Origin of the sequence: Pantoea sp. B65 (assembly GCF_047308185.1) — a bacterium.
GTDB lineage: Bacteria > Pseudomonadota > Gammaproteobacteria > Enterobacterales > Enterobacteriaceae > Erwinia.
Genome location: NZ_JAHXPU010000018.1, coordinates 1 through 18,205, shown reverse-complemented (window position 1 = coordinate 18,205; position 18,205 = coordinate 1). Strand labels below are relative to the sequence as shown.

Here is an 18,205-nt window from a genome sequence, read left to right as displayed (position 1 = left end):
ACTTTATTTCACCGGATACGCTTTCGTAAAGCAATAGTAAGCTGATATTCTACCACACTATGAGCAAAACACACTTAACTGAACAGAAGTTTTCCGACTTCGCCCTGCACCCTCAGGTCATTGAAGCCCTTGAAACTAAAGGGTTTCATTATTGCACGCCGATTCAGGCGCTTGCATTACCTTTCACGCTCGCTGGGCGTGATGTAGCAGGTCAGGCGCAAACCGGTACCGGCAAAACGATGGCGTTTCTGACGTCAACGTTCCATCATCTTCTCTCTCACCCGGCTGCGGAAGGTCGCCAGGTGAATCAACCGCGTGCGCTAATCATGGCACCAACGCGCGAATTGGCCGTGCAGATCCATGCCGATGCTGAGCCGTTAACCAACTCTACCGGACTGAAAATCGGTCTGGCATATGGCGGTGACGGATACGATAAACAGCTTAAAGTTCTGGAAAGCGGTGTGGACGTGTTGATTGGCACCACCGGTCGTTTGATCGACTATGCCAAACAAAACCACATCAACCTCGGCGCGATTCAGGTCGTCGTGCTGGATGAAGCCGACCGCATGTTCGATCTCGGTTTTATTAAAGATATTCGCTGGTTGTTCCGCCGTATGCCGGCGACCAGTCAGCGTCTGAATATGCTGTTCTCCGCCACGCTGTCATACCGCGTGCGCGAACTGGCGTTTGAACATATGAATAACGCCGAATATGTTGAAGTGGAGCCAGAACAGAAAACCGGCCACCGCATTCAGGAAGAGCTGTTCTACCCGTCCAACGAAGAAAAAATGCGTTTATTACAGACGCTGCTGGAAGAAGAGTGGCCAGATCGCGCCATTATCTTCGCTAACACCAAGCACCGCTGTGAAGATATCTGGGGTCATCTGGCCGCCGATGGTCATCGCGTAGGCTTGCTGACCGGCGATGTGGCACAGAAAAAACGCCTGCGTATCCTCGACGACTTCACCAAAGGTGATGTGGATATCCTGGTGGCCACCGATGTTGCCGCCCGTGGTTTACATATTCCAGCCGTGACCCATGTCTTTAACTACGATCTGCCTGACGATCGTGAAGACTATGTGCATCGTATTGGTCGTACCGGTCGTGCCGGCGCCAGCGGTCACTCAATCAGTCTGGCTTGTGAAGAGTACGCCCTCAACCTGACGGCTATCGAAGAGTATATTGGTCACAGCATTCCGGTGAGCAAATACAATAGCGATGCGCTGATGACCGATCTGCCACCGCCGAAGCGCCTGACGCGCAACCGCTCTGGCAACGGCCCACGTCGTGGTGGTAGTACTAATAACCGTCGTGGTAGTGGTGCGCCGCGTAATAACAACCGTAAACGTTCGAGTTAAGTCAGCCATGCTAAGCGCGTCGTCACTCTATGCTGCGATAGACCTTGGTTCTAACAGTTTTCATATGTTGGTGGTGCGTGAAGTGGCGGGGAATATCCAGACCGTCGCACGCATTAAGCGTAAAGTGCGTCTCGCCGCAGGTCTGGGTCCGCATAACCATCTGTCGGATGAGGCGATGGCCCGCGGCTGGCAGTGTCTGCGGCTATTTTCCGAACAGCTGCAGGACATTCCGCCGGAACAGATCCGCGTGGTGGCGACCGCCACCCTGCGACTGGCGGAGAATGCCCAGGCTTTCCTGCAGACCGCCGGAGAGATCCTTGGCTGTGCGATTAACGTCATTAGCGGCGAAGAGGAAGCGCGCCTGATTTATCAGGGCGTGGCGCATACCACCGGCGGCTCCGATAAACGTTTAGTGGTGGATATCGGTGGCGGCAGTACCGAGCTGGTCACCGGCAATGGCTCCCATGCCACCACGCTATTCAGTCTGTCGATGGGTTGTGTCACCTGGCTGGAACGTTACTTCGCCGATCGCCATCTGGGCAAAGATAACTTTGAACAGGCGGAAGCGGCCGCACGCGCGATGATCCAGCCGATTGCCGCCCAGCTGTGCGCGCAGGGCTGGCAGATTTGCGTCGGTGCGTCGGGCACCGTGCAGGCGTTGCAGGAAATTATGGTGGCGCAGGGGATGGACGAACGCATCACCCTGAAGAAACTTCAACAGCTTAAGCAGCGCGCCATTCAGTGCGGCAAGCTGGAAGAGCTGGAGATTGAAGGACTGACGCTGGAACGCGCGCTGGTTTTCCCCAGCGGTTTATCAATCCTGATCGCGATTTTTCAGGAACTGAATATCGAAAGCATGATGCTGGCCGGCGGTGCACTGCGCGAAGGTCTGGTATATGGCATGCTGCACCTGCCAATCGATCGCGATATCCGCAACCGTACGCTGCAAAACATTCAACGCCGTTTTACCATTGATGCCGAACAAGCCACCCGGGTACGCCAGCTGTCAGAGAGTTTTGCCCGTCAGGTGAGCCAGAACTGGAAGCTGGATGAGCGATGTCGTGAACTACTGGAAAGCGCCAGCCTGATCCACGAAATTGGCCTGAGTGTCGATTTCAAGCAGGCGCCTCAGCACGCCGCCTATTTAGTTCGTCATCTCGACCTTCCCGGCTTTACTCCCGCACAGAAAAAACTGCTGGCAACGTTGCTGCAAAACCAGAGTAACGGCATCGATCTGGCGCTATTAAGCCAGCAAAATGCAGTACCGCCGCGAATGGCGGAACGGATGTGCCGCCTGCTGCGTTTAGCGATTATTTTTGCCAGCCGCCGTCGGGATGACACACTGCCAGCGGTACGTTTGCACGCCGATGATGACACGCTGCATTTGACCTTACCGCCAGGCTGGCTGGAAGCGCATCCGTTACGTTCCGAGCTGCTGGAGCAGGAGAGTCACTGGCAAAGTTATGTACACTGGCCACTGACTATTTCATAATTTCTACTGCGCCCGGCGGTGATCAGCCGCCTTTCGCTTTATCTAACATCGCACGCAAATTGGCCACCCTACTCTGGCCGGTTTGCATGCGCTCTTCGGCCGTCACTGCTTTACGTTCGCTTTCCCATTTCAGGTCATCCTGCGGCAATTCCAGCAGAAAACGGCTTGGTTCAGGCCGCACCGTCTCGCCATACTGGCGACGCTCACGACACAGGGTAAAAGTCAGCTCTTTCTGCGCGCGCGTGATGCCGACGTAGGCCAGACGCCGCTCCTCTTCTACGTTGTCTTCATCGATACTGCTCTGATGTGGCAGCAATCCCTCTTCCATGCCCACCAGATAGACATAGGGAAACTCCAGACCTTTTGAGGCATGCAGCGTCATCAGCTGGACCTGATCCAGCTCCTCATCGCTTTCACCGCGTTCCATCATGTCGCGCAGGGTAAAGCGCGTTACCACCTGGGTTAACGTCATCGGCTCATCAATATCGCTGCCTTCCAGCATTTCCGTCATCCACTGAAACAGGGTATTGACGTTCTTCATGCGCATTTCCGCCGCCTTTGGGCTGGCCGAGGTTTCAAACAGCCAGCTCTCATAGTCGATGCCGCGAATCAGGTCGCGCACCGCAGCAATCGGCTCACGTTCAGCCAGGCGGGCAATTTCCTGCAGCCATAAGGTAAAACGTTGCAGTGACTCCAGACCGCGGCCGGTCAGGCTCTGACTGAGCCCCATATCAAAACTGGCGCTAAACAGGCCTTTGTTACGTTGCATCGCCCACTCGCCCAACTTCTGTAGCGTTGCGGAGCCAATCTCACGCCGTGGGGTATTCACGATACGCAAAAAAGCGCTGTCATCATCCGGGTTGGTCAGCACCCGCAAATAGGCCAGCAGATCCTTAATTTCCGGGCGCGAGAAAAATGAGGTACCGCCGGAGATACGATACGGAATACGGTTCTGCATCAGCATCTTTTCAAACACCCGCGACTGATGATTGCCGCGATAGAGAATGGCGTAATCTTTGTAGCGGGTTTTATTAATAAAGTGATGGGCGATTAGCTCACCCGTGACCCGCTCGGCCTCATGTTCTTCATGATTGGCGGTCACTACTTTCAGCTCCGCACCGTAACCCAGTTCGGAAAATAGGCGTTTTTCGAACACGTGCGGGTTATTGGCGATCAGAATATTGGCCGCTTTCAGAATACGTTCGGAGGAACGATAGTTCTGCTCCAGTTTGATCACCTGCAGCGCCGGAAAATCTTCCTGCAACAACACCAGGTTTTGCGGCCGCGCACCACGCCATGAGTAGATTGACTGATCGTCATCCCCCACCACCGTAAAGCGCGCCCTTGCCCCCACCAACAGCCTGACCAGCTCATACTGACTGGTGTTGGTATCCTGATACTCATCCACCAGCAGATAGCGAATACGTTGCTGCCAGCGCTCACGCACCTCTTCGTTACGCTGTAAGAGCAGCGTCGGCAGCAGGATCAGATCGTCAAAGTCGAGTACGTTGCAGGACTTCAGGTGACGATCGTACAGGGCATAGCAGTGGGCAAACATTTTATCGCGCTCGCCGCTGGCATGGGCCGCAGCGCGTGCAGGATCGACCAGATCGTTTTTCCAGTTGGAAATGGTGGAAATCAACTGCTGCAGCAGATTCTTATCATTCTCCAGCCACTCTTCAGTAAGATCCTTCAGCAGCCCCAGCTGGTCCTGATCGTCAAACAGCGAGAAATTCGATTTCATGCCCAGCGCGGCATGCTCGCGTTTAATAATTTCCAGCCCAAGGGTGTGGAAGGTGGAGATCATTAAACCGCGCGCCTCTTTGCGGCCAAGGGTTTGCGCCACACGCTCTTTCATTTCTCGCGACGCTTTATTGGTAAAAGTCACCGCCGCAATATGGCGCGCCTGATAACCGCATTCGCGGATCAGATGGGCAATTTTATTGGTGATCACGCGTGTCTTACCGGAGCCGGCACCGGCCAGAACCAGACAAGGCCCGGTAACGAATTCTACGGCTTGTTGTTGGCCAGCATTCAGACGCATAGGAGAAGTCACTCAATGAATTTGCGGAGGGAGGAAATAATAGCGTGGTAGTATAGCGAGCAGAATCCCTAAGACTCAAGGCACGATCATGGCAAAAACCGCGGCAGCATTGCATATCCTTGTTAAGGAAGAGAAACAGGCGCTGGACATTCTGGAACAGCTGAAAAACGGCGGCGACTTCGAGAAACTGGCGAAGAAGCACTCCACCTGCCCGTCAGGTAAGAAAGGGGGACATTTAGGTGAGTTTAAGCAAGGGGCGATGGTGCCAGCCTTCGATAAGGTGGTGTTCTCCTGTCCGTTGCTGGAACCCTATGGTCCGCTGCATACGCAGTTTGGCTACCATATTATCAAAGTGTTATACCGTAATTAACCAAGGCGCCCTCAGGCGCCTTTCAGACCGGCGGCATCCATACCGCCCGGATGACACACCGAACGGGAGCCATGTATGGCTCCCGTTGTGGGTGATTAACCGGCTACCGCGATACGTTTCATATCAGTCATATAACCACGCAATTTGCGGCCCACAGACTCGATTGGATGGTTACGGATAGCTTCGTTAACATCACGCAGCTGAGCATTATCCACCGTGGTGGTGGCCACCGCTTTACCCAGATCGCCAGCCTGCAGAGTGGTCATAAACTCTTTCAGCAACGGCACTGCCGCATAAGAGAACAGGTAGTTACCATATTCTGCGGTATCAGAGATAACCACGTTCATTTCATACAGACGCTTACGTGCGATGGTGTTAGCAATCAGCGGCAGCTCATGCAGTGATTCATAGTAAGCGGACTCTTCGATGATACCGGCAGCAACCATGGTTTCAAATGCCAGCTCAACGCCTGCTTTTACCATGGCGATCATCAGCACGCCCTGGTCGAAATAATCCTGTTCAGCAATTTTGCCTTCGAACTGTGGTGCTGTTTCGAAGGCGGTTTTACCGGTCTCTTCACGCCAGCCCAGCAGTTTTTTATCGTCGTTGGCCCAGTCAGCCATCATGCCGGAAGAGAACTCGCCGGAAATGATATCGTCCATATGTTTCTGGAACAGCGGAGCCATAATTCCTTTCAGCTGCTCAGAGAGAGCGAATGCACGCAGTTTCGCCGGGTTAGACAGGCGATCCATCATCAGTGTGATACCACCCTGTTTCAGCGCTTCGGTCACGGTTTCCCAGCCGAACTGAACCAGTTTTTCGGCATAAGCCGGGTCAGTGCCTTCGGCTACCAGCTTGTCGAAGCACAGCAGAGAACCGGCCTGCAGCATGCCGCACAGAATAGTCTGCTCACCCATCAGGTCAGATTTCACTTCGGCAACGAAGGAAGATTCCAGTACGCCAGCACGGTGACCACCGGTCGCAGCCGCCCAGGCCTTAGCAATCGCCATACCTTCGCCTTTTGGATCGTTTTCCGGATGAACAGCGATCAGCGTCGGCACGCCGAAACCACGTTTGTACTCTTCACGGACTTCGGTACCCGGACATTTCGGCGCGACCATTACCACGGTGATGTCTTTACGAACCTGCTCACCCACTTCAACGATGTTGAAGCCGTGTGAGTATCCCAGTGCCGCGCCATCTTTCATCAGCGGCTGAACAGCCTGAACCACTGCAGTATGCTGTTTGTCCGGCGTCAGGTTAACCACCAGGTCCGCCTGGGGGATCAGCTCTTCGTAAGTCCCGACTTTGAAACCGTTTTCGCTCGCTTTACGCCATGAAGGACGTTTCTCGGCGATTGCTTCGGCGCGCAGGGCGTAGGAAACATCGAGGCCAGAGTCACGCATGTTCAGACCCTGATTCAGGCCCTGAGCACCACAACCAACGATGACGACTTTTTTACCTTTCAGGTAGCTCGCTTCATCAGCAAATTCTTCACGTGCCATAAAACGGCATTTACCTAATTGCGCCAATTGGTTGCGCAGGTTCAAAGTATTGAAATAGTTAGCCATGGGTACTCCGTATGAGGTTATGTTTGTCATTTATTCTGCCGGTGCGGCGCTAATTCGCCTTACCGATAATTGTCCCCATCATATGACAGGAAATGCGTTGCTTAAATTGATATATTAACAACGTGACATTGCAAGAACTGCAACGTAAAAACGAGGCCCGCATCGCATGGATTTACGTGACCTGAAACTGTTTCTCCATCTGGCTGAAAGCCGCCATTTTGGCCGTAGTGCGCGCGCCATGCATGTCAGCCCTTCCACCCTGTCGCGCCAGATCCAGCGTCTGGAAGAAGATCTTGGTCAGGCACTGTTCCTGCGCGACAACCGCACAGTAACGCTGACCGATGCCGGTGAGCGCCTGCGCCAGTTTGCCCAGCATACCCTGTTGCAGTATCAGCAGATGCGCCATGCCATCGGACAGAACGGTCCCTCGCTGAGTGGCGAGATGCGGCTGTTTTGTTCAGTCACCGCCGCCTACAGCCATTTACCGCCGATTCTCGATCGCTTTCGCGCCGAACATCCGCTGGTAGAAATTAAACTTACCACCGGTGATGCCGCCGACGCGGTAGAGAAAGTACAGTCCAGTGAGGCCGATTTAGCAATTGCCGGACGCCCGGAAACGTTGCCGGCCAGTATCGACTTCACCCCGCTGGGCTATATTCCGCTGGTGTTAATTGCTCCGGCGCTCGCCTGTACGGTTCGTCATCAGGCGACCCAGGAGCAGCCGGACTGGTCGCAAATCCCGTTTATTTTGCCGGAACAGGGACCGGCGCGCCGCCGTATCGATTTGTGGTTCCGCCGCCATCACATCGCCAACCCGCTGATTTACGCCACGGTTTCCGGTCATGAAGCCATTGTTTCAATGGTGGCGCTGGGCTGTGGCATTGCGCTGCTGCCTGATGTGGTGCTGGAGAACAGCCCGGAGCCGGTGCGTAATCGCGTACTGGTGCTGGATGGCGTGGAGTCGGTGGCGCCATTTGAGCTCGGTGTTTGCGTACAAAAAAAACGGCTCAATGAGCCGCTTATCGATGCGTTCTGGAATCTGCTGTAATCGGCAGCATAAATTACCGCCCTACAGCAGGTGTAGCGGCCTATTTACCTGCCAGAAAAAAGCTAAACGCCGGATTGCGCGTCTCATCGTGGCAGTCATAGCCCAGCGCGGTCAGATGATGCTCAAACTCCGGCTCACTTTCGCCCAGTTCAAAACCGGCCAGCACGCGGCCATAGTCGGTACCGTGACTACGGTAGTGGAATAACGAAATATTCCAGTGCGTACCGAGCGTCTGCAGAAAACGCAACAACGCCCCGGGAGATTCCGGAAACTCGAAGCTGAACAGCCGCTCGCGCAGTGGTTTTGACGGGCGTCCGCCGACCATATAGCGTACGTGCAGTTTCGCCATCTCGTCATCCGAGAGATCCACCACCTGATAACCACCTTCACGCAACTGACTGATAATTTCTGCCCGCTCTTCAAGACCGCGGGTTAAACGCACGCCAACAAAAATGCAGGCATTATCAGCATCAGCATAGCGATAGTTAAACTCGGTCACTGCCCGGCCGCCCAGTAGCTGGCAGAAGTTCAGGAAGCTGCCCTTCTGTTCAGGAATCGTCACCGCCAGCAGCGCTTCACGCTGTTCACCCAGTTCACAACGCTCCGACACGTAGCGCAGACCGTGGAAATTGACGTTAGCGCCGGAAAGCACATGCGCCAGTCGTTCCCCTTTAATGTCGTGCAGCTGGATGTATTTCTTCATCCCGGCCAGCGCCAGCGCCCCTGAAGGCTCCGCTACCGCCCGCACGTCCTCAAACAGATCCTTCATCGCCGCGCAAATCGCATCGCTATCAACGGTAATGATATCGTCGAGGTACTCCTGGCACAGACGGAACGTTTCATTGCCGATACGCCTGACCGCCACGCCTTCGGCAAACAAACCGACGCGTGCCAGATCAACCGGTTCCCCGGCTTCCAGCGCCGCTTTCAGGCAGGCTGAATCGGTCGCTTCAACCGCAATCACTTTGATTTGCGGCATCAGCTGCTTAATCAGCACTGCCACGCCTGCCGCCAGACCGCCGCCGCCAACCGGAACAAACACCCGGTCGAGGTGCGCATCCTGCTGCAGCAACTCCATTGCCAGCGTGCCCTGACCGGCGATCACCGCCGGATGGTCAAAAGGCGGCACAAAAGTGTAGCCCTGAGCTTCAGACAGTTCGATGGCTTTGGCTTTCGCTTCGTCGAAGTTAGCGCCAAACAGAAAAGCCTCACCGCCAAATGCCCGCACCGCATCAACTTTGATATCGGCCGTGGCAACCGGCATCACAATCAGCGACTTAATCCCCAGTTTGCTGGCCGACAGCGCCACGCCCTGAGCATGATTGCCAGCCGAGGCCGTAACCACACCGCGCGCCCTTTGTTCTTCATTCAGGCCGGCGATCATCGTATAAGCTCCGCGCAGCTTGAAACTGTGTACCGGCTGACGATCTTCGCGCTTCACCAGAATGGTATTGCCAAGGCGCAAAGAGAGCTTTTCCATCTTCTGCAGCGGTGTCACCTGCGCCACTTCGTACACCGGCGCGCGGAGTACCGCGCGCAGATACTCGGCGCCACAAGGTGCGTCGGGTAGCGGTTGAGACTCTGCCATTTTTAGCCTCCCAGCTTGCTCTTGTCGCGGATTGCGCCTTTATCGGCACTGGTCGCCAGCAACGCATAGGCACGCAGCGCAAAGGAAACCTGACGCTCACGGCCATGTGGCGTATAAGCGGCATCGCCGCGTGCTTCTTCCTGCTCACGACGCGCCTGCAATTCGCTGTCCGTGATATCCAGCTGAATGCCACGATTCGGGATATCGATATTGATCATGTCACCCTCTTTCACCAGCGCGATAACGCCGCCGCTGGCTGCTTCGGGTGAGGCATGACCGATCGACAGGCCGGACGTGCCGCCGGAGAAGCGACCGTCGGTGATCAGTGCACAGCTTTTACCAAGGCCCATCGATTTCAGATAGGTGGTCGGATACAGCATTTCCTGCATCCCCGGGCCGCCTTTCGGACCTTCGTAGCGAATCACCACCACATCACCCGCCACCACTTTGCCGCCGAGAATCGCTTCTACCGCTGCATCCTGGGACTCATAGACTTTCGCCGGGCCGCGGAACGTAAGGATCTCTTTATCCACCCCTGCGGTTTTTACAATACAGCCATCTGCCGCGATATTGCCGTAGAGCACCGCCAGACCGCCATCCTGACTAAAGGCAAATTCGCGCGAGCGGATACAGCCTTCCTGACGATCGTTATCCAGCGTATCCCAGCGACACTCCTGGGAGAATGCCTGGGTGGTACGGATACCGGCCGGACCGGCGCGGAACATTTTCTTCACGCTTTCGTCTTTGGTCAGCATGATGTCGTACTGTTCCAGCGTCTGTTGCAGACTGAGGCCCAGCACATTGCGTACGTTGTTATTCATCAGGCCTGCGCGATCCAGCTCACCGAGGATGCCCAATACGCCACCGGCGCGATGCACATCTTCCATATGATATTTCTGGGTGCTTGGCGCCACTTTGCACAGATGCGGCACTTTGCGCGACAGACGATCAATATCGCTCATATCGAAATCGATCTCACCTTCCTGCGCCGCCGCCAGCAGATGCAGAACGGTATTGGTAGAACCGCCCATGGCGATATCCAGCGTCATCGCATTCTCGAACGCCGCTTTGCTGGCGATACTGCGTGGCAATGCGCTGGCGTCGTCCTGCTCGTACCAGCGTTTCGCCAGTTCGACAATACGTGTACCGGCACTGAGGAACAGCTGCTTACGATCGGCATGCGTAGCCAACAGTGAACCGTTCCCCGGCTGAGACAGACCCAGCGCTTCGGTCAGGCAGTTCATTGAGTTGGCGGTAAACATCCCGGAGCAGGAGCCACAGGTCGGACAGGCGGAACGCTCGATCTGATCGCTATCGGCATCGCTGACGTTCGGGTTCGCCCCCTGAATCATCGCGTCGACCAGATCCAGTTTAATAATTTTGTCTGACAGCTTGGTTTTACCGGCTTCCATCGGGCCGCCGGAGACAAAGATCACCGGAATATTCAGGCGCAGAGACGCCATCAACATACCCGGGGTGATTTTGTCACAGTTAGAGATACACACCATCGCATCGGCGCAGTGTGCATTGACCATATATTCAACCGAATCAGCAATCAGCTCACGAGACGGCAGCGAATACAGCATGCCGCCATGACCCATGGCGATCCCGTCATCAACTGCGATGGTGTTGAACTCTTTGGCCACACCACCGGACGCTTCAATCTGCTCTGCGACCAGTTTTCCGAGATCGCGCAGATGCACATGTCCCGGTACGAATTGGGTGAATGAGTTAACAACCGCAATGATCGGCTTGCCGAAATCATCGTCAGTCATTCCGGTTGCGCGCCACAGGGCACGTGCACCCGCCATATTACGGCCATGGGTGGTGGTGGCGGAACGGTACTTAGGCATGCTCTGGTTACTCCAGTCTGAATAAGAGCCTGGTGGACCAGGCTTTAAGTTGCGAACGGACAGTCGTCCGCTCGCCAAATCTTTATCTTATGGGTTTACCTGATCCAGCCAGCCCCACTTGTCTTCCGTCTCACCGGTGAACAAGCCGAAGAATGCCTGCTGGATACGTTTGGTGACCGGGCCACATTTGCCCGCCCCCACTTTGATACCATCAACGCTGCGCACCGGGGTGATTTCAGCGGCGGTACCGGACATAAATACTTCATCTGCCAGATACAGAGATTCACGCGACAGCACCTGCTCGCGCACTTCGATATCCATATCTTTGGCTAATTTGATAATCGCATCGCGGGTGATGCCCGGCAGCGCAGAAGAGGTAAATGGCGGCGTGAACAGAATGCCATCTTTTACTTCAAACAGGTTCTCACCGGCGCCTTCAGAGATATAGCCGTTAGTATCCAGGGCAATACCTTCCTGGTAACCGTGACGACGCGCTTCGCTACCAACCAGCAGCGAGGACAGGTAGTTACCGCCGGCTTTGGCCGCGGTTGGCAGGGTGTTTGGCGCCACACGGTTCCATGAAGAAACCATCGCATCAATACCCTGCTCCAGCGCTTCAGCACCGAGGTAAGCACCCCACGGGAATGCAGCAATAATCACATCGGTCTCGTAGCCATCTGGCGGGTTAACACCCAGCCCCACATCACCAACAAACACCAGCGGACGAATGTAAGCACTTTTCAGGTTGTTTTTGCGCAGTACCGCGCGGCACGCTTCCATCAGCTCGTCGACGCTCTGAGCAACCGGGAAACGATAAATTTTGGCAGAGTCATGCAGGCGCTGCATATGTTCACGATGGCGGAAAACTACCGGGCCTTTGTGCGAGTCGTAGCAACGGACGCCTTCAAATACAGACGTACCGTAATGCAGTGCGTGGGACATCACGCTAACCTTCGCGTCTTCCCATTTAACCATCTCGCCATTGAACCAGATAAAGTCTGCTTTCTTCGTCGTCATTCTTATTTCCTTTCGCGACTATGCGCGGATTTGTTGTGTTGTCTGTTGTTGAACCTGAACGCACGCAACGTCCATCAGTTTGCTTAATTGCGTCGACAGTAAATCGACAGAGCGCTGGCTGGCAACGGTCATTTCAATATTAATATTATTCACGTTGTTCGCCGCTGCCATATTCATTGAGCAAATCTGGAATCCACGGTGGCGAACGACACGTAAAATGCGCTCCAATATTTCAGGTCGGAAACGCGCTTCGATAGACAATTGATGCTGATTCATGAGGTTTTCTCCATCATATTTGCGTTACTGGCACCCGGTGGCACCAGCGGCCAGACGTTTTCATGCTCATCGATTGAGACATGCAGCATGTAAGGCCCTTCGCTATTCAGCAGAGCGTCTAATGCAGCGTCGACTTGATCTTTGCGGGTAATGCGCTGGCCGGGGATATCAAAAGCGCGGGCCAGCATCAGGAAATCGGGGTTATCAGAGAGGTTGGTTTCACTATAGCGTTCTGAGAAAAACAGCTGCTGCCACTGGCGAACCATACCTAATCGTTGATTATCCAGCAGCACGATTTTTACCGGCAGCTGCTTGCGCTTAATGGTACCCATCTCCTGCACATTCATCATAAACGAACCATCGCCGGAGATGCAGATAACGGTGTCATTCGGTCGGGCAACCTGAGCGCCTACCGCGGCCGGCAGGCCGAAGCCCATGGTGCCAAGGCCGCTGGAAGTGATGAAATTCTCCGGCGCGCTAAAACTCATATGCTGTGCTGTCCACATCTGGTGCTGGCCAACATCGGTGGTGACTACCGCAGTGGCGGGTTTGCGCGCCGACAGCTGCTGTAAAAACAACGGAGCGTAGATCGCTTCACCGGGATGATCGTAACGCCAGCCATTACCGGCTTTCAGCGCCATAACCTGCTCGCGCCATGGCTCAATGGCAATCGGTTGATACAGCTCCGGCAACAGGCGGTTGAAATCCCCCTGCAGCGCAACATTGGCACGGCGCAATTTGTGCAACTCAGCGGGGTCGATATCCAGATGGATCACACTGGCGTGTGGAGCAAAGGTGTCCAGCTTACCGGTGACGCGATCATCAAAGCGCGCGCCGACCGCAATCAGTAAATCACACTCCTGCACCGCAAGATTAGCCGCTTTGGTACCGTGCATCCCCAGCATTCCGAGGTAACAGGGATCGTTAGCATCCGGCGCGCCCAGACCTTTCAGCGTGGCGACGGTAGGAATACCGGTCTCTTTGGCAAAGGCTCGCAGTGCCGGAACCGCCTGCGCGATCCCCACGCCGCCACCAACATACAGCACCGGCTTTTTCGCCTGCGCCAGCATGGCACGCGCCTGTTGCAGTTCGTTGACCGGGTGTTCCAGCGGGGGCTCAACCGGCAGCAGATGCGGGGTGAACTCGCCGCTGGCCAGCTGAATATCTTTCGGGATATCAACCAGCACCGGGCCGGGGCGGCCAGATTGAGCAATCGCGAAGGCTTCAGCCATTACCGCAGGCAGATCGTCGAGGGACTCAACGAGGAAACTATGTTTGGTGCAAGCCAGTGACAGACCTAATACGTCGATCTCCTGGAAAGCATCAGTACCGATAAACGCCGAGGAGACCTGACCGGTAATGGCGACAACCGGCACCGAGTCCATCATCGCATCAGCCAGGCCGGTAATCAGGTTCGTGGCGCCAGGACCAGAAGTGGCGATACAGACGCCGACTTTGCCGGTAGAACGCGCATAACCAATTGCCGCCATCGCAGCACCTTGCTCATGACGACACAGTAGGTGTTCCACGCCGCCATCATAGAGTGCATCGTATACCGGCATAATTGCACCACCCGGATAGCCGAATACGGTTTCTACACCTTGCGCACGCAACGCCTGAACCACCCACTGAGCACCATTCATAGTTATTCCCCCGCCTCTCGCTGGGAACAACAGCATTTTATGCTACTGTTCATTATTTATTCCTCTTACATTTGCTCTCATTGCATTGAGCCGAAAAAAAACCCCCGGACCTTTCGGTGCGGGGGTTTTTTGTGAATTCAGACTTGATTTTTAAGCCTTTCTTTCTCCAAGCGAAGCCCCGCAAGGTGTGATAATAATCACCACCACGCTAATCACGACTAGGCTAATCACTCGTAGAAGGGCTGTCATTTTCAGTTCGATATTTCGCTGGTTCGAAGTAATGCCTACAGAGTTATCACAGTTAGCAGCTCAAAGACAACTTTTTTCCGCAAAAAGTTTAATCATCGATAGTGCCAAATGACAAAAAACGATTGTTATTCAGTGAATAAGCCAAATACTGAAAAATCTTCATAACTCACCTGCCGTGATGAATCTTTTTCCATATGGATTGACTGGCTATTTGTGACCGGGTTCGGGCGAATGCTGTTTCAGTGGTAAATCTGCGCGATTAATTTCGCGCGGTTGCACAAAAGCGGTTTTTGCCCGTCGTCGCTCTGACTCCTCACCGGCACACTGGCTGGTAACAAGGAGCCATTATGACACTAGCCATCGTCTTCACGCGGGCAGCGCTGGGTGTTGAAGCCCCGCTCGTTTCCGTCGAAGTGCATTTAAGCAACGGACTGCCCGCACTTTCTCTGGTGGGCCTACCGGAAACCACGGTGAAAGAGGCGCGGGATCGGGTCAGAAGCGCCATTATCAATAGCGGATTCACCTTCCCGGCGAAACGCATTACCGTCAACCTGGCGCCGGCGGATCTGCCGAAAGAGGGTGGGCGCTACGACCTTCCCATCGCTATCGCCATTCTCGCAGCCTCAGAGCAAGTCCCTGCGGCGAAATTGCCTGCGTATGAATTCCTGGGCGAACTGGCGCTTAGCGGCGCGCTACGGGCCGTACAGGGCGCTATTCCGGCAGCGATGGCAGCATTGCAAAATGATCGCCAGCTCATTCTTTCGCTTGAGAACCAACAGGATGTCGGTTTGATCCGCCACGGCGAGAGTTTAGTCGGCGCTCATTTGCTTGAGGTATGCGCTTTTCTGCATGGGCAGTCAGCGCTGGCACCCGCGGCAATCGCCGCCGCAGGACCGGACGCAATCACCAGTCAGTACGATCTCAATGAAATTATCGGCCAGCAGCAGGCGAAACGCGCACTGGAGATCACCGCTGCTGGCGGCCATAACCTGCTACTGATCGGCCCACCGGGTACCGGTAAAACCATGCTGGCGTCACGGCTGGTCGGATTGCTGCCGCCCTTAAGCGACAGCGAAGCGCTGGAGTGCGCCGCGCTCGCCAGTCTGGTCAGCAGCAGCAGTATGCAACAACAGTGGCGCCAGCGGCCGTTCCGCTCGCCTCACCACAGCTCTTCGATGTATGCGCTGGTTGGCGGAGGTTCTTTGCCACGCCCCGGTGAGATTTCTCTCGCCCATAATGGCGTGCTTTTTCTTGATGAATTACCGGAATTCGAAAAACGCGCGCTGGACGCGTTACGTGAACCCATCGAATCAGGTGAAATCTGCATCTCACGCGCACGCGCGAAAGTCACCTACCCGGCGCGTTTCCAGCTGGTGGCGGCCATGAATCCCAGCCCCTCTGGCCACTACGCCGGCAGCCATAACCGCAGCTCGCCGCAACAAACCTTGCGCTACCTGAGCCGTCTTTCCGGACCCTTCCTCGATCGTTTCGACCTGTCACTGGAAGTGCCCCTGCTGCCTTCAGGTACGTTAAGCAGTAATACACGCAGCAGTGAATCGAGTGACGCCGTCAGAGCCCGGGTGTTAGCGGTGAGAGAACAACAGTTACAGCGCAATGGTAAAATCAATGCCATGCTCAGCAACACTGAGATTCAGCAGTGGTGTGTGGTAACGCAGCAGGATGCCGAATGGCTGGAATCGGTACTTAACCAGTTAGGGCTTTCAGTCAGGGCCTGGCAGCGCATTCTTAAAGTTGCGCGCACCATTGCCGACCTGGCACAAGAAGAAAATATTCAACGTGAACATCTGCATGAAGCACTCAGCTATCGCGGCATCGATCGTCTGCTGATTCATTTGCATAAATTACTGGAATAAAAAATGGGGCGTTAGCCCCATTCATATTAATCATCGCTGTCTGAGTAATCTTCAACACCTTCCATCTGCGGCTTACCACCTGAGAGAGTGTGGAAACGTTTCGGACGCTTAATTCGTGTCATATACTTCGACCATACGCGTTCCGCTTCAGTCTGCGGCTCACGTATGCCACGGCAAACCTCGATAAACAGACGCTCTTCTTCTGTTACCGGCTCCCGTTTCGCCAGGTCCAGCTCATTGAATGCGTAACCATGACGCTCAAGAAGCTGTGCTTCCTTGATGGTGAAATCACCGTGACGCGAGAATCCACGTGGATAATGTTTGTTATCGAAAAAACGATTAGTTGTTGCGAAGCTTTCCGCCATTTTACACGCTCCTAACTCTTTTATGGCCGTGCTATTTATGGCGCGGAGTATTAGATACGCTTGACAGAGTGTAAAACAAAACATTTAAATCATGACGACAAATGTTTTTTGGGAGATAACTGTGGATACGGAATTACTTAAAACCTTTCTTGAAGTGAGCAGAACCCGCCACTTTGGACGTGCCGCTGAAGCGCTTTATCTCACACAGTCTGCCGTTAGTTTTCGTATCAGACAGCTGGAAAATCAGTTAGGTGTGAATCTTTTCACCCGCCATCGCAATAATATTCGCCTGACGTCAGCAGGGGAGCGTTTGCTACCTTACGCCGAGAGTCTGATGAGTACCTGGCTGATGGCCAAGAAGGAGGTATCGCACACCCAGCAGCATCATGAGCTCTCTATCGGAGCCAGCGCATCCCTATGGGAGGCCTATCTCACTCCGTGGCTACAGATGCTGTATGAGAACCGTGAGAACCTGCATCTTGAAGCGCGGGTGGCTCAGCGACATCTGCTGGTTAAACAGCTACACGAACGCCAGCTTGATCTGCTGATCACCACTGAAGCACCCAAGATGGACGAACTGACCAGTCAGCAAATTGGTCATATCTCGTTGACGCTGTTTCGCTCACGAAAAAGCGAAAAGCGTGAAAAATATGGTTACATCAAGCTGGAATGGGGAGCCGATTTTCATCAACATCAAAGCTATATGGTCGGGGCTGATGATGTGCCGGTTCTGACCACCACTTCGGCGCATTTAACCCGGCAATTACTGCATACCACCGGTGCTTGCGCATTTTTACCCGACGTTTGGCACAATCTCTATCCTGACCTGATGGTGATCCCTGACACGCCGGTTGCCGTCCGTCCACTGTATGCCGTCTGGTTGCAGAATAGCGATCAGCAGTCACATATCCGTCAGCTGTTAAAGTTTCCGGCAGTGAACTAATTTATTGATTTATAAGCAACAGAGATTAAAGGGGGTCAGTAAAGGCTGGCTCTTTTTTTTGTGATTTTGGCCGGACCGGGAACTGAAATGAGAAGTGAGCAGTTAATTTTAGGCAAAAAAAATCCTTTGCCGAAGCAAAGGATCATTTTTATGGCAGGGGCGGAGAGACTCGAACTCCCAACACCCGGTTTTGGAGACCGGTGCTCTACCAATTGAACTACGCCCCTAAAAGGGTGGCGGAACGGACGGGGCTCGAACCCGCGACCCCCTGCGTGACAGGCAGGTATTCTAACCAACTGAACTACCGCTCCACCGATTCTGTACTGACTTCAGACATCTGTCTGACTTCAGGTATTTCTCTCACTTCCGCGTCACGGGAAATGGTATTAATTTGATGCCTGGCAGTTCCCTACTCTCGCATGGGGAGACCCCACACTACCATCGGCGCTACGGCGTTTCACTTCTGAGTTCGGCATGGGGTCAGGTGGGACCACCGCGCTACAGCCGCCAGGCA

General features: G+C 54.4%; 15 protein-coding genes, 2 tRNA genes and 1 rRNA gene. 6 read left to right on the top strand and 12 right to left on the bottom strand.

The features are described 5' to 3' along the window. Nucleotides 1-59 precede the first annotated feature (59 nt). On the top strand, nt 60-1,358 hold the full coding sequence (gene rhlB / locus JWF83_RS08470) for an ATP-dependent RNA helicase RhlB (RefSeq protein WP_413649777.1): 1,299 nt from the start codon (nt 60-62) through the stop codon (nt 1,356-1,358). 7 nt (nt 1,359-1,365) lie between these two features. After that, nucleotides 1,366-2,850 carry a guanosine-5'-triphosphate,3'-diphosphate diphosphatase gene (gene gppA / locus JWF83_RS08465; protein ID WP_413649776.1) on the top strand — a complete coding sequence of 495 codons (1,485 nt, stop codon included), beginning with the start codon at nt 1,366-1,368 and terminating at the stop codon, nt 2,848-2,850. A gap of 22 nt (nt 2,851-2,872) precedes the next feature. On the opposite strand, the gene rep is transcribed toward gppA, so the two are convergent. Then, complete coding sequence (gene rep / locus JWF83_RS08460) at nt 2,873-4,894, bottom strand: DNA helicase Rep (protein WP_413649774.1); 2,022 nt, start codon at nt 4,892-4,894, stop codon at nt 2,873-2,875. 88 nt (nt 4,895-4,982) lie between these two features. On the opposite strand from rep, the gene ppiC reads away from it, so the two are divergent. Then, entirely contained in the window at nt 4,983-5,264 is a 282-nt protein-coding gene (gene ppiC / locus JWF83_RS08455; protein ID WP_052900528.1) for a peptidylprolyl isomerase PpiC, read from the top strand. A gap of 95 nt (nt 5,265-5,359) precedes the next feature. Here ppiC and ilvC read toward each other — a convergent pair whose 3' ends face one another. Beyond that, nucleotides 5,360-6,835 carry a ketol-acid reductoisomerase gene (gene ilvC, locus JWF83_RS08450; protein WP_413649772.1) on the bottom strand — a complete coding sequence of 492 codons (1,476 nt, stop codon included), beginning with the start codon at nt 6,833-6,835 and terminating at the stop codon, nt 5,360-5,362. Nucleotides 6,836-7,001: 166 nt separating this feature from the next. On the opposite strand from ilvC, the gene ilvY reads away from it, so the two are divergent. Continuing rightward, the gene (ilvY, locus tag JWF83_RS08445; protein WP_413649770.1) at nt 7,002-7,883 is read left to right on the top strand and encodes an HTH-type transcriptional activator IlvY; all 882 of its coding nucleotides are present in this window, start codon (nt 7,002-7,004) and stop codon (nt 7,881-7,883) included. Nucleotides 7,884-7,923: 40 nt separating this feature from the next. On the opposite strand, the gene ilvA is transcribed toward ilvY, so the two are convergent. The 6 genes from ilvA to ilvL all read right to left on the bottom strand — a co-directional run bounded on the left by ilvA (nt 7,924) and on the right by ilvL (nt 14,509). Beyond that, entirely contained in the window at nt 7,924-9,471 is a 1,548-nt protein-coding gene (ilvA, locus tag JWF83_RS08440; protein ID WP_413649769.1) for a threonine ammonia-lyase, biosynthetic, read from the bottom strand. Between the two features lie 2 nt (nt 9,472-9,473). Further along, nucleotides 9,474-11,324, bottom strand: a complete 1,851-nt coding sequence (ilvD, locus tag JWF83_RS08435) for a dihydroxy-acid dehydratase (protein WP_413649767.1) — start codon at nt 11,322-11,324, stop codon at nt 9,474-9,476. Nucleotides 11,325-11,411: 87 nt separating this feature from the next. Continuing rightward, nucleotides 11,412-12,341 carry a branched-chain-amino-acid transaminase gene (gene ilvE, locus JWF83_RS08430; protein ID WP_413649765.1) on the bottom strand — a complete coding sequence of 310 codons (930 nt, stop codon included), beginning with the start codon at nt 12,339-12,341 and terminating at the stop codon, nt 11,412-11,414. Nucleotides 12,342-12,359: 18 nt separating this feature from the next. Beyond that, on the bottom strand, nt 12,360-12,617 hold the full coding sequence (ilvM, locus tag JWF83_RS08425) for an acetolactate synthase 2 small subunit (protein ID WP_413649764.1): 258 nt from the start codon (nt 12,615-12,617) through the stop codon (nt 12,360-12,362). Continuing rightward, a complete protein-coding gene (gene ilvG / locus JWF83_RS08420) occupies nt 12,614-14,260 on the bottom strand; it encodes an acetolactate synthase 2 catalytic subunit (RefSeq protein ID WP_413649763.1) in 1,647 nt (548 codons plus the stop codon). The genes ilvM and ilvG overlap by 4 nt, the downstream gene beginning before the upstream one ends. Nucleotides 14,261-14,410: 150 nt before the next feature. Beyond that, nucleotides 14,411-14,509 carry an ilv operon leader peptide gene (gene ilvL, locus JWF83_RS08415; RefSeq protein WP_071590505.1) on the bottom strand — a complete coding sequence of 33 codons (99 nt, stop codon included), beginning with the start codon at nt 14,507-14,509 and terminating at the stop codon, nt 14,411-14,413. Nucleotides 14,510-14,856: 347 nt separating this feature from the next. Between ilvL and JWF83_RS08410 the strand changes: the two genes are divergently transcribed. After that, the gene (locus JWF83_RS08410) at nt 14,857-16,383 is read left to right on the top strand and encodes a YifB family Mg chelatase-like AAA ATPase (protein WP_413649762.1); all 1,527 of its coding nucleotides are present in this window, start codon (nt 14,857-14,859) and stop codon (nt 16,381-16,383) included. Between the two features lie 26 nt (nt 16,384-16,409). Here JWF83_RS08410 and JWF83_RS08405 read toward each other — a convergent pair whose 3' ends face one another. Then, complete coding sequence (locus JWF83_RS08405) at nt 16,410-16,748, bottom strand: DUF413 domain-containing protein (protein WP_017800626.1); 339 nt, start codon at nt 16,746-16,748, stop codon at nt 16,410-16,412. 121 nt (nt 16,749-16,869) lie between these two features. Between JWF83_RS08405 and hdfR the strand changes: the two genes are divergently transcribed. After that, on the top strand, nt 16,870-17,691 hold the full coding sequence (hdfR, locus tag JWF83_RS08400) for an HTH-type transcriptional regulator HdfR (protein WP_413649761.1): 822 nt from the start codon (nt 16,870-16,872) through the stop codon (nt 17,689-17,691). 151 nt (nt 17,692-17,842) lie between these two features. Here the strand turns inward: hdfR and JWF83_RS08395 are convergent. The 3 genes from JWF83_RS08395 to rrf all read right to left on the bottom strand — a co-directional run bounded on the left by JWF83_RS08395 (nt 17,843) and on the right by rrf (nt 18,203). Beyond that, nucleotides 17,843-17,918 (bottom strand) — tRNA-Trp (locus JWF83_RS08395). Nucleotides 17,919-17,925: 7 nt separating this feature from the next. After that, nucleotides 17,926-18,002, bottom strand: a tRNA-Asp gene (locus JWF83_RS08390). Between the two features lie 85 nt (nt 18,003-18,087). Next, a 5S ribosomal RNA gene (gene rrf, locus JWF83_RS08385) occupies nt 18,088-18,203 on the bottom strand. Nucleotides 18,204-18,205: the final 2 nt, after the last annotated feature.

Bases quoted from the DNA above. Each gene is read 5' to 3' on its own strand.
- rhlB (WP_413649777.1), top strand. From the start codon at position 60: ATGAGCAAAACACACTTAACTGAACAGAAGTTTTCCGACTTCGCCCTG.
- gppA (WP_413649776.1), top strand. From the start codon at position 1,366: ATGCTAAGCGCGTCGTCACTCTATGCTGCGATAGACCTTGGTTCTAAC.
- rep (WP_413649774.1), bottom strand. From the start codon at position 4,894: ATGCGTCTGAATGCTGGCCAACAACAAGCCGTAGAATTCGTTACCGGG.
- ppiC (WP_052900528.1), top strand. From the start codon at position 4,983: ATGGCAAAAACCGCGGCAGCATTGCATATCCTTGTTAAGGAAGAGAAA.
- ilvC (WP_413649772.1), bottom strand. From the start codon at position 6,835: ATGGCTAACTATTTCAATACTTTGAACCTGCGCAACCAATTGGCGCAA.
- ilvY (WP_413649770.1), top strand. From the start codon at position 7,002: ATGGATTTACGTGACCTGAAACTGTTTCTCCATCTGGCTGAAAGCCGC.
- ilvA (WP_413649769.1), bottom strand. From the start codon at position 9,471: ATGGCAGAGTCTCAACCGCTACCCGACGCACCTTGTGGCGCCGAGTAT.
- ilvD (WP_413649767.1), bottom strand. From the start codon at position 11,324: ATGCCTAAGTACCGTTCCGCCACCACCACCCATGGCCGTAATATGGCG.
- ilvE (WP_413649765.1), bottom strand. From the start codon at position 12,341: ATGACGACGAAGAAAGCAGACTTTATCTGGTTCAATGGCGAGATGGTT.
- ilvM (WP_413649764.1), bottom strand. From the start codon at position 12,617: ATGAATCAGCATCAATTGTCTATCGAAGCGCGTTTCCGACCTGAAATA.
- ilvG (WP_413649763.1), bottom strand. From the start codon at position 14,260: ATGAATGGTGCTCAGTGGGTGGTTCAGGCGTTGCGTGCGCAAGGTGTA.
- ilvL (WP_071590505.1), bottom strand. From the start codon at position 14,509: ATGACAGCCCTTCTACGAGTGATTAGCCTAGTCGTGATTAGCGTGGTG.
- JWF83_RS08410 (WP_413649762.1), top strand. From the start codon at position 14,857: ATGACACTAGCCATCGTCTTCACGCGGGCAGCGCTGGGTGTTGAAGCC.
- JWF83_RS08405 (WP_017800626.1), bottom strand. From the start codon at position 16,748: ATGGCGGAAAGCTTCGCAACAACTAATCGTTTTTTCGATAACAAACAT.